Origin of the sequence: Micromonospora rifamycinica, assembly GCF_900090265.1 — a bacterium.
Classification (GTDB): domain Bacteria; phylum Actinomycetota; class Actinomycetes; order Mycobacteriales; family Micromonosporaceae; genus Micromonospora; species Micromonospora rifamycinica.
On record NZ_LT607752.1, the window covers coordinates 6,367,237 to 6,380,039 of the forward strand.

Here is a 12,803-nt window from a genome sequence, read left to right on the forward strand (position 1 = left end):
CGGAGCCCCGCAGTCGCGAGCGGAGCGGCGGCAGCGGTGAGCGAGGGGGCGGCAGCGGTGAGCGCGGGTGCGGGCGGTGCGGACGAGCGGGCCGAGGGGACCTGGCAGACGTTGCGGCGGGGACTGGCGCTCTCGCCGGAGCTGCGTACCGGACTCGCCGGCACGATCGCCCTGGCGCTGGTCTACATGGTCGGCCGGGTGGCCGTGCCGGTCGCCGTGCAGCGCGGCATCGACCAGGGCATCGCCGTGCCCGGCGGCCCGGACCTGGGGGTGATCGTCACCGTGGTCACCGCCACGGCGGCGGTGCTGGTGCTCACCACCGCCTGCGGTTACCTGATGATGCGGCGGTTGTTCACGGTCAGCGAGACCGCGCTGGCCAACGTGCGGACCAGGGCGTTCCGGCACGTGCACGACCTGTCGATGCTGCACCAGCAGTCGGAGCGGCGCGGGTCGCTGGTCTCCCGGGTGACCAGCGACGTGGACCAGATCACCCAGTTCCTCCAGTGGGGCGGGGTCATCCTCATCGTCAACCTGGGTCAGCTCGCCGTCACGACGGCCGTGATGGTGGCGTACTCCTGGCAGTTGACGCTGGTGGTGCTCGTCGCGTTCGCGCCGGCGGTGCTGATGATCCGGCTGTTGCAGCGCCGGCTGGCCGGGGCGTACGGGGTGGTCCGGCAGCGGATGGGCACCCTGCTCGGCACGATCGCCGAGAGCGTGGTGGGTGCGCCGGTGATCCGGGCGTACGGGGTGTCCGGTCGGACGGCCCGGCGGTTGGACGCGGCGATCGAGGGGCAGCGGGTGGCCCAGCAGCGGGCCATCCGGATCAGCATCATGGGCAGCTCGGTGGGGGAGCTGGCGGCCGGGGTGGCGCTGGCCGGGGTGGTGGTGGTCGGGGTGTCGCTCGGGGCGGACCGGACGTTGTCCATCGGCCAGCTCACCGCTTTCCTGTTCCTGGTCACCCTCTTCATCCAGCCGGTGCAGATCGCCACCGAGGTGCTCAACGAGGCGCAGAACGCGATCGCCGGCTGGCGGCGGGTGCTCGACGTGCTGGACATCGCGCCGGACGTGGCCGATCCGGGGGAGCGGGGCCGGGAACTGCCGGTGGGGCCGCTGGACATCCGCTTCGCCGACGTGACGTTCGCCTATCCGGGTGGGCCGCCGGTGCTGCACGGCGTCACGCTGGACATCGCGGCGAAGAGCCGGGTGGCGGTGGTCGGCGAGACCGGCAGCGGCAAGACCACCTTCGCCAAGCTGCTCACCCGGCTGATGGATCCGACGCAGGGGCGGGTGCTGCTGTCCGGGGTGCCGCTGGACGAGGTGCGGTTCGACTCGCTGCGGTCCCGGGTGGTGATGGTGCCGCAGGACGGGTTCCTGTTCGACGCCACGGTCGGGGAGAACGTCCGTTTCGCCCGCCCCGAGCTGACCGATGCCGAGCTGACCGCCGCCTTCACCGAGCTGGGCCTGGCCGACTGGCTGGACGGTCTGCCGGCCGGTCTGGACACCCCGGTGGGCGAGCGGGGGGAGGCGCTGAGCGTCGGGGAGCGGCAACTGGTCGCGCTGGCCCGGGCGTACGTGGCGGATCCGGACCTGCTCGTCCTGGACGAGGCGACCAGCGCCGTCGACCCGGCGACCGAGGTACGCCTGCAACGCACCCTGGACGCGGTCACCCGGGGCCGGACCACGTTGGCCATCGCGCACCGGCTCTCCACCGCCCAGGCCGCCGACGAGGTAGTGGTGGTGGACCGGGGCCGGATCGTGCAGCGCGGACCCCACGAGGAGCTGCTGCGTGACCCGGATTCGGTCTACGGCCTGCTCTACGCCTCCTGGCTGGAGCAGACCCGCTGACCGACGACCACGGTCGAAGGGCGGGGAGTCGGTGGACGCGGTCGCCCTGGTGCTCTACTCTGCGGGTTAGGTAAGGCTAACCTTTATCGGAGGTGTCCGGTGGCCCCGACCCCTGCTGAGCTGATCCGTACCCTGGTGGCCGGTCGGCTGCCCGGCCTGGTGCACCTCGCCCACCGCCCCGGTCCGTTCCACGTCCGGCACGCCACCGACCCGGAGGGACGGGTGCTGCTGCTGGTCCCGGTCTTCAGCGACCTCGCCGCGGAACTGGACCCGGGCGCGGCCCGCGACGTCGCCGTGGTGCTCGACGTACTCGACCTGCCCCCGGCCGCCGGAGCACCCTCGGCCGGCCGGGCCTGGGTGTCCGGCTGGGCGGTGCCCCTGTGCGGCGAAGCTGCCCGTCGCGCCGCCGACGACTTCGCCGCCGTGGACCCGACCGGTGACCTGCTCGACGTCGGGCGTCGCTTCCGGCTGCACCGCTTCGAGGTCGCCGAGGCCCGCCTGGAGACCGCCGGCACCGTGCACCGGGTCGACCCCGGTGAGTACGCCGCCGCCGAGCCGGACCCGCTGCACGCCGACGAGGCCACCGTGCTGGCCGACCTCGCCGACCGCCACGGCCCCCAGGTGGTCGCGTACCTGCGGCGTCAGCTCGACCTGGCCGGCGACGAACCCCGGGTGGTACGCCTCGACCGCTACGGTCTGATCGTGGCGTACGGCCGACCCGGCGACCGCCGTCGGGCACGCCTGCCCTTCCCCCACCCGGTGACCGACCGCGCAGACCTCCCTGACCTCCTCCACCCCCTCCTCAACACCCCCGCCCCCACCCACCGCCACCTCTGACCGCCCCCGCCCCTTCTCCTCCCCCTCCCCGCCCGCCCTCCCTCCCGCTCATCCCGCCTCGCCCCCGCCCCCGCCCTCGCCCTCGCCCCCGCCCCGGTGATCAAGAGGTTCAGGTCACCGGCGAGCGCGTTTCCCACCGCAAACCTCTTGGTCACCAATCACCAACCCGGCGTGATCCATTTGCCCGGCTGGTTGTCCCGGTGATCAAGAGGTTTGCGTCATCGGCAAGCGCGTTCCCCACCGCGAACCTCTTGATCACCGACAGTCAGCGCGGCCTGACCGGACCGCCCGCTTGGTCGTCCCGGTGATCAAGAGGTTGGTGCCATCGGATCGCTCGAAGTTGACGTGAATCTCTTGATCACCGGGACGAGGGCGGGGCGGGCGAGGCGAGGGCGGGGCGGGCGAGGCGAGGGCGGGGCGGGCGAGGCGAGGGCGGGCAGGGCAGCCGGGGCAGGGGAGGGGTCACGGGGTGGGGGGTGGGAGTGGGGCGGTGAGGTAGCGGTGGATGGTGGGGCCGAGGGTGGCGGCCAGGGTGTCGGGGGTGGCGGAGGCGACCGGTTCGAGGCGGATGACGTAGCGCATCATGGCCAGCCCGATCATCTGGGTGGCCACCAGCGCGCCGCGCATCGGCAGCTCCGCCGGGGGCAGGTCGAGATGGTCGAGCACCCGGCGCAGCACCTGGGTGACCAGGAACTCGCGCATCAGCCGGGCGGTCCACTCGTTGTCGGCGGCCGAGCGGAGCAGGGCCACCGCCGCCGCTCCGGCCGGCGAGTCCCACACCCCGAGGAACGTGCGGACCAGCCGTTCACCGGTCCCGTCCGGGTCACCGACCAGGACGGCGGGCAGGAGCGCGGCCGGGTCCACCGGGATGTCGATGGTGGCCCGGAACAGCTCCTCCTTGCTGCCGAAGTAGTGGTGTACCAGGGCCGGGTCGACCCCGGCGGCGGTGGCGATCTGCCGGATCGGGGTCGCGTCGAAGCCGCGTTCGGCGAAGGCCGACCGGGCGGCGGTGAGGATCGCCTCGCGGGTGTCCGGGTTGCCGGGGCGGCGGCCGGTGCGTCGGGTCACCGGGGTCACCCGCTGCGCCGGCGCAGGGTGGCCGCCGCCAGTACCAGGGCCGCCAGTGCCGCGCCGGCCACGATCGCCATGTCCCGCCACATCAGGCCGGTGGGTTCGGCGTGCGCGCCGACCTCCTGGAGGGCCTCCACCGCGTACGACAGGGGCAGCACGTCGCTGACCGCCTGGAGCCAGCCGGCCATCTGCCCGCGGGGGACGAACAACCCGCACAGCAGCAGTTGCGGGGCGACCACCACCGGCATGAACTGCACCGCCTGGAACTCCGTCCGGGCGAACGCGCTGCACAGTAGCCCCAGCGCGACGGCCAGCACCGCGTTCACCGCGGCGATCCCGACGACCAGCCCGGCGGATCCGGCCGTGGTGAGCCCGAGCAGCTGGTACGCCGCGGCGGCGGCGACGGTCGACTGGACCACTCCGGCCAGCCCGAACGCGATGCCGTAGCCGAAGAGCAGGTCGAGTTTGCCCAGCGGGGTGGTGAGCAGTCGTTCCAGCGTCCCGCTGGTGCGTTCGCGGAGCATCGCGATGCTGGTCACCAGGAACATGATGATGAACGGGAAGAAGCCCAGCATCACCAGGGCGACCCGGTCGAAGGGGGCCGGCCGGCCGGGCGGGGCGGGCTGGTCGGCGTACATGTAGTAGACCAGGGTGAGCAGCACCGTCGGCACCACCACCAGCAGCGCCACGGTGCGCCGGTCGTGCCGGAGCTGGCGCAGGATCCGCCCGGTGGTGGCGGCCAGGATGGTCGGGTTCACGCCGCCTCCCCGGTGGTCGACGGGTCGGTCTCGCCGGCCCGGATCAGCCGCAGGAACGCCTCTTCCAGGTCGTCGACCCCGGTCGCGGCGCGCACCGCGTCCGGGGTGTCGTCGGCGATCAGTCGGCCGTGGCGGATGAGCAGCAGCCGGTCGCAGCGGGCCGCCTCGTCCATCACGTGGCTGGAGACCAGCAGGGTGGTCCCGGTGGCGGCGAGGGCGTGGAACCGGGCCCACAGGTCGGCCCGCAGCACCGGGTCCTGCCCCACCGTGGGTTCGTCGAGGACGATGAGTTCCGGTTCGCCGACCAGCGCGCAGGCCAGTGAGGCACGGCTGCGTTGCCCGCCGGAGAGGGTGCCGACCAGTTGGCCGGCGGCGGCGGCCAGGCCGACGTCGGCGACCGCCCGGTCGGCGTCGGCGGCGGCGCGTCCCTGGAGGGCGGCGAAGTACCGGGCGTTCTCCCGGACGGTCAGGTCGGCGTAGACGCTGGGCGCCTGGGTGAGGTAGCCGACCCGGTGGCGCAGGTCGGCCGCGCCGGCCGGACGGCCCAGCACGGTGACCGTGCCCGAGCTGATGGTCTGCACCCCGACCACGGCCCGCATCAGGGTGGTCTTGCCGCTGCCGCTGGGGCCGAGCAGTCCGGTGACCGCGCCCTGCGGCACCGTGCAGTCGATGCCGTCCAGCACCCGCCGCCGGCCCCGGTCGACGACCAGGTCGCGGACGGCGATGGCGTCGTCCATCGCGCCTCCCTCTGTAATTCATCGGTTGTTGAACTCAACGGTAGATGAATTACTCGTCGTTCCGCAACGGCCTGTCACCGACCCGTCCCGGTGGCCGGTACGCCGGTGGGGGTGCCGCCGGCAGTACCCGACACGCCGGTGCCGCGGTCGGAGCCGGGTCGGCGGATCGGGCGCTAGCCTTCGGACCAGGGCATCAACCTTCGGATCGGGCGCTAGCCTTCCGACCGGACAGGTGGTCCGCCTTCGGGCATTGCGCGCTGATCGGACGTGCGGCACGATGGCGCGGTGGATCACGCTCCGTTGCCGGAGGCCGCCTTCCTGGCCGACTGGACCGACCGGCTGCGGGCGTCCGCCGACCGTCCCGTGGTCGGCATCCTGCTGCGCGGCAGCCATGCCCGGGGCGCCGCCACCGCGTACAGCGACGTCGATCTCGACGTCCTGGTCACCGCGACCGCCGCGCCCACCCCGCCGTACGACGCCCGGCGGGCCTACCTGGCCGAGGTCGACGGGCGCATCGTGCACGTCTCGGTGGCCGCCCGGGACGTCCGCACCTGGGTCGACCGGCTCGGCGAGCCGGCCGAGTGGGCGTTCGGGCTGCCGGTGACGACCCCCGCCCGGCTGCTCTGGGCCGATCCGACCTGGCGGCCCCGGATCGACCTGCCGGTGCTCTGCCAGCCCGCCGACCAGCCCCGCCTGGAGGAGTTCGTCGCCACCCTCGGCAAGGTGGCGGGGGCCTGGGCCGCCGCCGACCCGCTCGGCGTCCGGCTGGCCGCCGCCGACCTGGCCCGGCTCTGCCCGTGCGTGCTACGGCTGGCCAACCCGGGGGTACGGGTGGCGTCCCGGCTGGTCGCCTTCGCCGCCGCCCTGGACCTGCCGGTCGCGCCGCCCGGCTACCGCGACGACATGCTCCGTTGCCTGGGGATCCGCCCCGGCGGCGTCGCCGAGGTCGCCGCCGCCGCGACCCGGCTGGTGGCCGGGGTGCTCCCGCTGGTCCGCCCGTACGCCGACCGGATCGCCGAGACGGCCGGCCCGGACCTCGCCCTGGCCCTGGGCGACGGCCGGCTGGACCGGTACGTCGCCCAGCTGTCCCGGGCGGTCGGGGACGGGGCGCAGGTGCCCGCGCCGCGTGCGGGACAATCGGTAACTGTGCCCGTACCTGACTCCGCTCCCAGCGCCGGTGGATCCGCCGGCGCGGTCCGCCCGTCCCGTCTCGACCCGGCCATCGCCGCCCGGCTGCGCCGCACCCCGGACGGCCTGGTCGCCGCGGTCGTGCGCCAGCACGACACCGGCGAGGTGCTGATGGTCGCCTGGATGGACGACGAGGCGCTGCACCGCACCCTCACCACCGGCCGGGCCACCTACTGGTCGCGCAGCCGCCGGGAGTACTGGGTCAAGGGCGCCACCTCCGGCCACCACCAGTACGTCCGCTCGGTGGCGCTGGACTGCGACGGCGACGCGGTGCTGGTCGGCGTGGACCAGGTCGGCGCGGCCTGCCACACCGGCGAGCGCACCTGCTTCTTCACCGAACTCCCGGTCACCACCCAGGGGGCGATCTCATGACCGACGGTGCGCTCAGCCCGGATCTGCCGACGTTCGTCGAGGCGGCGGCCCGGTGGCGGGTGGTGCCGGTGACCCGGCGGCTGCTGGCCGACGCGGAGACCCCGGTCGGGGTCTACCGCAAGCTGGCCGGCGGGCCGGGCACCTTCCTGCTGGAGTCCGCCGAGCAGGGCGTCGGCTCGGCCGGGATGGCCTGGTCGCGGTACTCGTTCATCGGGGTGCGCAGCAGCGCGACCCTGGTCGAGCGGGACGGCGTGGCGAGCTGGACCGGCACCCCGCCGGCCGGCGTGCCGGTCACCGGGGATCCGGTGCACGTGCTGCGGGAGACCGTCACGGCGCTCGCCGGGGGCACGCCGGATCCGGCCGCCGGCCTGCCCCCGCTGACCGGCGGCATGGTGGGCTACCTGGGGTACGACCTGATCCGCCGGTTCGAGCGGCTGCCCGAGTTCACCGAGGACGATCTCGGGGTGCCGGAGCTGGGCATGATGCTGGCCACCGACCTGGTGGTGCTGGACCACTACGACGGCTCGGCGATCCTGGTCGCCAACGCGGTGCTGCCGCCGCTGGACGACCCGGACCGGGCGGCCCTGGTCACCGCCGCGTACCACCACGCGGTCGGCCGGCTCGACGCGATGACCACCGCGTTGTCCCGACCGATTCCGCCCATGATCTCGACGGTGGACCGGCCGCCGGCCGGCGACGTGGTCAGCCGGACCGCCGAGGGCGGCTACCCGAAGGCGGTCGAGGCGGCGAAGGAGGCGATCCGGGCCGGCGAGTGCTTCCAGATCGTGCTGGCCCAGCGGTTCGAGCGGGCCACCGACGCCGACCCGCTGGACGTCTACCGGGTGCTGCGGACGACCAACCCGAGCCCGTACATGTACCTGCTGCGGTTCGACGGGTTCGACATCGTCGGCTCGTCCCCGGAGGCGCACCTGAAGGTCAACGCCGACGCCGACGGGCAGCGTCGGGCGATGCTGCACCCGATCGCCGGCACCCGGCCGCGCGGGGCCACCCCGGCGGCCGACGCCCGGCTCGCCACCGAGCTGCTGGCCGACCCGAAGGAACGGGCCGAGCACGTGATGCTGGTCGACCTGGGCCGCAACGACCTGGGCCGGGTGTGCCGGCCGGGCACCGTGCAGGTGCCGGAGTTCGCCACCATCGAGCGGTACAGCCACGTGATGCACATCGTCTCCACGGTGGTGGGCACCCTGCGCGACGACCGGACGGCCTTCGACGCGCTGGCCGCCACCTTCCCGGCCGGCACCCTGTCCGGGGCGCCGAAGGTCCGGGCCATGGAGATCATCGAGGAGCTGGAACCGGTCCGGCGGGGCCTCTACGGCGGCACCGTGGGCTACTTCGGGTTCGGCGGCGACCTCGACATGGCGATCGCGATCCGTACCGCGCTGATCCGCGACGGCCGGGCGTACGTGCAGGCCGGGGCGGGGGTGGTGGCCGATTCCGATCCGGCCGCCGAGGACCAGGAGACCCGGAACAAGGCCGCCGCCGTGCTGGCCGCCATCGCCGCCGCCGAAACCCTGCGACCGGCCCGGTGAGCGATACCGGGACAGCCGCGACGACGGCCGCCGGCAGCGCGTCGGGCGGGCGGCGCGAGCTGACGTACGCGCTGCTGCTCTGCCTGGCGGGGGCGGGCCTGGCCAGCTGGGCGGCGACCCGGACCTGGGCGGTGGAGGTGCTCGCCCGGGGTGCGCTGCCGGCGGCCCGGCAGGACCGTTCCGGGGCGGACCTGCTGCCCTGGCTCCCCGCGTTGGCGCTGGTCGCGTTGGCCGGCAGTGGCGCGGTGCTGGCCACCCGGGGACGGGTCCGGCGGTCGCTGGGCGGGCTGGTCGCGCTGCTCGGCCTGGCGGTGGCGGCCGGTGCCGGTTACGGGCTGACCGCCGATCTCGGCGTCGAGGTGCACCCGCAGTGGCCGGCGCTCTGCCTGCTCGGCGGGTTGGTGGCGGCCGGTGGTGGGCTGCTCACCGCGCGGCGCGGCGGGCACTGGCCGGCGATGGGGGCCCGCTACGAGCGGCCGGCGCGCACCGGTGGGCCGGCGCGTTCCGACGGGCGGCCGATCGCCGACCGGGGCACCCGGGAGGCCTGGGACGCGCTCGACCGGGGTGAGGACCCGACGGTCAGCTGACCGGCTGCGGGGCGCGGGTCGTCGGCCGCTGTCCGGCGGCGGCCCGGCCCCCGGTCCCGCGCCGGGCCGCGGCCAGCTCGGCGCCGGCGGTGGCCCGGGCGGCGGCCAGCTCGGTGCCGGCGGTGGCCCGGGTGGTGGGCAGCCCGGCCCGGGCGGCGGCCAGCTCGGCGACCAGGCGGTCCAGTTCGGCGCGTTGACCCGCGCGGGCGCGGTCGGCGCAGACCGCCTCCCAGGCGTTGCCCCGTGCGGTCCGCACCCGGCCCTCGCCGGCCACGACGCGTTCGAGGGTGTGCACCACCTCGACGGCCAGCGACGCGACCGTCCGGGAGATGGTGGTGAGTCCGATGCCGGCGTTCGGCCCCGCAGTGCTCATAGGTCACCCCGCACGATGAGATCCGATGGTGGGCAGGCGCATCGTCGAGTCTGCCCGATGCCGATGCTGCCGGGTTCACGTTTCGCCCGGGTGACGGCCCGGTCAACGGTCCCGACCTGCGCCGGACGGGCATTCTTGACCTTGGTCACAGCGGGCCGGCGACCGCCCCGAGCTGCGCGGCGGCGCGGATCGTGATCTCATAGCGTATGGGCATCGATCGATGGTCCGGAGTGCCCCGGACGACGGATGTCGATGACACCGCCCGACGGGTACGGTGGCGCTGCGTGACATTCCGTTCACCGGAGGTCGGGCATCATGCCACAGCCCATCTCGTGAGGAGCGCCATACCCCCGGCACATGTCGCCAGGTGGCGCGCCCTAGCATCGGCCCATGACACCCGGAGAGGGGAGTCCGTTGGTGACTGCTGATCATGCACACGCAGAGGGGGACGGGGCCGGTTCGGCGGCGTCCGGAAGCGTGCTCGACGAGATCCTGGCCGGCGTCCGCGAGGACGTGGCGCGGCGGCAGGAGCAGGTTCCGCTGGAGCGGATCCGCGAGCTGGCCGCCGCCGCGCCGCCGCCGCTGGACGCGTACGCGGCCCTGCGCAAGCCCGGCGTGGCCGTGATCGCCGAGGTGAAGCGCTCCTCACCGAGCCGGGGCCGGCTGGCCGAGATCGCCGACCCGGCCGAGCTGGCGGGGGAGTACGCCTCCGGCGGCGCCCGGGTGATCAGCGTGCTGACCGAGGGACGGTGGTTCGGCGGCTCGCTCGACGATCTGGCCGCGGTCCGTGCCGCCGTCAACGTGCCGGTCCTGCGCAAGGACTTCGTGGTCTCCAGCTACCAGGTGCACGAGGCCCGGGCGCACGGGGCCGACCTGGTGCTGCTGATCGTCGCCGCGCTGGAGCAGAACGCCCTGGTCGGGCTCCTGGAGCGGATCGAGTCGCTCGGCATGTGCGCGCTGGTCGAGGTGCACACCGAGGAGGAGGCCGACCGGGCGCTGGAGGCCGGCGCGCAGGTGATCGGGGTCAACGCCCGCAACCTGCGTACCCTGGAGGTCGACCGGTCCGTGTTCGAGCGGATCGCCCCCGGCCTGCCCAGCAGCGTCGTCAAGATCGCCGAGTCCGGCGTGCGGGGTCCGCACGACCTGATCCGGTACGCCTCGGCCGGCGCCGACGCCGTCCTGGTGGGCGAGGGACTGGTCACCCAGAAGAGCCCCCGTGAGGCGGTCGCCGAGCTGGTCAACGCCGGGAACCACCCGGCCACGCCCCGCCCGGCGCGCTGACCCGACGGGCAGATCCGCGCAGCGAGAGGACATCGCGATGAGCGAGCGTGAGCGATTCGTCACCGGCGACACGACGGCGCGTCGGCACGCGACCGGCCGGGGAGCGGCGGCATGAGCGCCGACGTGTCGACCCCGGCCGGGCAGTTCCCCGACTCCGCCGGCCACTTCGGCCGGTTCGGCGGCCGGTTCGTCCCCGAGGCGCTGGTCGCGGCGCTCGACGAGCTGGACGCGGCATACCGCAAGGCGATGACCGACGAGGAGTTCCGCGCCGAGTTCGACGCCCTGCTGCGCGACTACGCCGGCACCCCCTCGCTGCTGTACTCCGCCGAGCGGTTCTCCGCCAAGGTCGGCGCCCGGGTGCTGCTCAAGCGGGAGGACCTCAACCACACCGGCGCGCACAAGGTGCGCAACGTGCTGGGCCAGGCGCTGCTCACCCGACGGATGGGCAAGCGGCGGGTGATCGCCGAGACCGGTGCCGGCCAGCACGGGGTGGCCACCGCCACCGCCGCCGCCCTGTTCGACCTCGAGTGCGTGGTCTACATGGGCGAGGTGGACACCGAGCGGCAGGCGCTCAACGTGGCCCGGATGCGGATGCTCGGCGCCACCGTCGTCCCGGTGACCACCGGCTCGCGCACCCTCAAGGACGCGATGAACGAGGCGATGCGGGACTGGGTCGCCAACGTCGACGACACCCACTACCTGATCGGCACCGCCGCCGGCCCGCACCCGTTCCCGGAGCTGGTCCGGGACTTCGTGCGCGGCATCGGCGACGAGGCCCGCCGGCAGTGCCTCGACCTCACCGGGGGGCTCCCGGACGCGGTCCTCGCCTGCGTCGGTGGCGGCTCCAACGCGCTGGGCATCTTCCACGCCTTCGTCCCCGACACCGACGTGCGGCTGTACGGCTTCGAGGCCGGCGGCGAGGGCGTGGACACCGACCGGCACGCGGCCAGCATCACCGGCGGCACCCCGGGGGTGCTGCACGGCGCCCGCACGTACGTGCTCCAGAACGCCGACGGTCAGACCATCGAGTCGCACTCGATCTCCGCCGGCCTGGACTACCCCGGCGTCGGCCCGGAGCACGCCTGGCTGCACGACAGCGGCCGGGCCCGCTACCTGCCGGTCACCGACCGGGAGGCGATGGCCGCGTTCGAGCTGCTCTGCCGCACCGAGGGGATCATCCCGGCGATCGAGAGCGCGCACGCGCTGGCCGGCGCGGTGCAGGTCGCCCCGCAGCTCGCCGCCGAGCTGGGCCGGGAGCCGGTCCTCGTGGTCAACCTCTCCGGCCGGGGCGACAAGGACGTGCACACCGCCGGTGAGTACTTCGGCATCCTCGACAAGGAGCAGTGAGACCGTGAGCCGGATCGGGGTGGCCTTCGACAAGGCCCGTGCCGACGGGCGGGCCGTCCTGGTCGGCTGCATGCCGGCCGGGTTCCCCACCGTCGAGGGCAGCATCGCCGCGATGACCGCGATGGTCGAGGCCGGGGTGGACGTCATCGAGGTGGAGATCCCCTACTCCGACCCGGTGATGGACGGCCCGGTGATCCAGAAGGCCAGCGACATAGCGCTGGCCGGTGGGGTCCGCACCGCCGACACGCTGCGCATCGTCGAGGCGGTCGCGGCCACCGGCGCCCCGGTGGTCACCATGACCTACTGGAACCCGATCGAGCAGTACGGGGTGGACGCGTTCGCCCGGGACCTGGCCGCCGCCGGGGGCACCGGACTGATCACCCCCGACCTGATCCCCGAGGAGGCCGACGGGTGGCTGGCCGCCTCGGACGCGTACGGGCTGGACCGGACGTTCCTGGTCTCCCCGTCGTCGACCGACGCCCGGCTGCGGATGACCGTCGAACACTGCCGGGGCTTCGTCTACGCCACCGCCATCATGGGGGTCACCGGGGCCCGGTCGCAGACCTCGGACGCCGCGCCGGTGCTGGTCTCCCGGCTGCGGGAGGTCACCGAGCTGCCCGTCGGGGTGGGGCTCGGCGTCGGCACCGGCCCGCAGGCGGCCACCGTCGCCGGGTACGCCGACGGGGTGATCGTGGGCAGCGCGCTGATCCGCCGGCTGCTCGACGCACCGGATCTCGACGCCGGGCTGACCGCCCTGCGTACCCTCTCCGCCGAACTCGCCGAGGGCGTCCGGGCGGTCGGGTCGGGGGCGTGACCGGACCGGGGTGCCACGGTGGGGCGCCGCAGCGGTAGCCTGT

Annotated in this window: 11 protein-coding genes and 2 pseudogenes; 9 read left to right on the forward strand and 4 right to left on the reverse strand. The window is 74.4% G+C overall.

The window, feature by feature from the left end; all coding sequences use genetic code 11:
- The first annotated feature begins 57 nt into the window (after positions 1–57).
- Both GA0070623_RS27070 and GA0070623_RS27075 read left to right on the forward strand, forming a co-directional pair.
- The gene (locus tag GA0070623_RS27070; protein WP_067314292.1) at positions 58–1,845 is read left to right on the forward strand and encodes an ABC transporter ATP-binding protein; all 1,788 of its coding nucleotides are present in this window, start codon (positions 58–60) and stop codon (positions 1,843–1,845) included.
- A 99-nt stretch (positions 1,846–1,944) separates the two neighbouring features.
- Positions 1,945–2,682: a DUF2470 domain-containing protein gene (locus GA0070623_RS27075; protein ID WP_089004195.1), complete on the forward strand. Its 738-nt coding sequence runs from the start codon at positions 1,945–1,947 to the stop codon at positions 2,680–2,682.
- Between the two features lie 462 nt (positions 2,683–3,144).
- On the opposite strand, the gene GA0070623_RS27080 is transcribed toward GA0070623_RS27075, so the two are convergent.
- From GA0070623_RS27080 to GA0070623_RS27090, 3 genes are read right to left on the reverse strand one after another with little or no spacing between them, the layout of a single operon-like run.
- Complete coding sequence (locus tag GA0070623_RS27080; protein ID WP_089004374.1) at positions 3,145–3,750, reverse strand: TetR/AcrR family transcriptional regulator; 606 nt, start codon at positions 3,748–3,750, stop codon at positions 3,145–3,147.
- Between the two features lie 5 nt (positions 3,751–3,755).
- Positions 3,756–4,511: an ABC transporter permease gene (locus GA0070623_RS27085; RefSeq protein ID WP_067315418.1), complete on the reverse strand. Its 756-nt coding sequence runs from the start codon at positions 4,509–4,511 to the stop codon at positions 3,756–3,758.
- On the reverse strand, positions 4,508–5,248 hold the full coding sequence (locus tag GA0070623_RS27090; RefSeq protein WP_067315423.1) for an ABC transporter ATP-binding protein: 741 nt from the start codon (positions 5,246–5,248) through the stop codon (positions 4,508–4,510). The genes GA0070623_RS27085 and GA0070623_RS27090 overlap by 4 nt, the downstream gene beginning before the upstream one ends.
- Positions 5,249–5,971: 723 nt before the next feature.
- Between GA0070623_RS27090 and GA0070623_RS31210 the strand changes: the two are divergent.
- The 4 genes and pseudogenes from GA0070623_RS31210 to GA0070623_RS27105 form a co-directional block, all read left to right on the forward strand.
- A pseudogene (locus GA0070623_RS31210) lies at positions 5,972–6,187 on the forward strand (phosphoribosyl-AMP cyclohydrolase); the annotation flags it as partial.
- A 174-nt stretch (positions 6,188–6,361) separates the two neighbouring features.
- The gene (hisI, locus tag GA0070623_RS31215) at positions 6,362–6,808 is read left to right on the forward strand and encodes a phosphoribosyl-AMP cyclohydrolase (RefSeq protein ID WP_407938014.1); all 447 of its coding nucleotides are present in this window, start codon (positions 6,362–6,364) and stop codon (positions 6,806–6,808) included.
- Positions 6,805–8,358, forward strand: coding sequence for an anthranilate synthase component I (locus GA0070623_RS27100; protein ID WP_067315426.1), 1,554 nt, complete (start codon positions 6,805–6,807; stop codon positions 8,356–8,358). Before hisI ends, GA0070623_RS27100 begins: the two co-directional genes overlap by 4 nt.
- On the forward strand, positions 8,355–8,945 hold the full coding sequence (locus GA0070623_RS27105) for a Trp biosynthesis-associated membrane protein (RefSeq protein ID WP_089004196.1): 591 nt from the start codon (positions 8,355–8,357) through the stop codon (positions 8,943–8,945). The genes GA0070623_RS27100 and GA0070623_RS27105 overlap by 4 nt, the downstream gene beginning before the upstream one ends.
- A gap of 133 nt (positions 8,946–9,078) precedes the next feature.
- On the opposite strand, the pseudogene GA0070623_RS27110 reads toward GA0070623_RS27105, so the two are convergent.
- A pseudogene (locus GA0070623_RS27110) lies at positions 9,079–9,318 on the reverse strand (hypothetical protein); the annotation flags it as partial.
- A 477-nt stretch (positions 9,319–9,795) separates the two neighbouring features.
- Here GA0070623_RS27110 and trpC point away from each other — a divergent pair.
- The 3 genes from trpC to trpA all read left to right on the forward strand — a co-directional run bounded on the left by trpC (position 9,796) and on the right by trpA (position 12,760).
- A complete protein-coding gene (gene trpC, locus GA0070623_RS27115; RefSeq protein WP_172898565.1) occupies positions 9,796–10,599 on the forward strand; it encodes an indole-3-glycerol phosphate synthase TrpC in 804 nt (267 codons plus the stop codon).
- Between the two features lie 111 nt (positions 10,600–10,710).
- Entirely contained in the window at positions 10,711–11,946 is a 1,236-nt protein-coding gene (gene trpB / locus GA0070623_RS27120) for a tryptophan synthase subunit beta (RefSeq protein WP_067315507.1), read from the forward strand.
- Positions 11,947–11,950: 4 nt separating this feature from the next.
- A complete protein-coding gene (trpA, locus tag GA0070623_RS27125) occupies positions 11,951–12,760 on the forward strand; it encodes a tryptophan synthase subunit alpha (protein WP_067315504.1) in 810 nt (269 codons plus the stop codon).
- The last annotated feature ends 43 nt before the right edge of the window (positions 12,761–12,803 follow it).

Bases quoted from the DNA above. Each gene is read 5' to 3' on its own strand.
- trpB (WP_067315507.1), top strand. From the start codon at position 10,711: ATGAGCGCCGACGTGTCGACCCCGGCCGGGCAGTTCCCCGACTCCGCC.
- GA0070623_RS27090 (WP_067315423.1), bottom strand. From the start codon at position 5,248: ATGGACGACGCCATCGCCGTCCGCGACCTGGTCGTCGACCGGGGCCGG.
- GA0070623_RS27100 (WP_067315426.1), top strand. From the start codon at position 6,805: ATGACCGACGGTGCGCTCAGCCCGGATCTGCCGACGTTCGTCGAGGCG.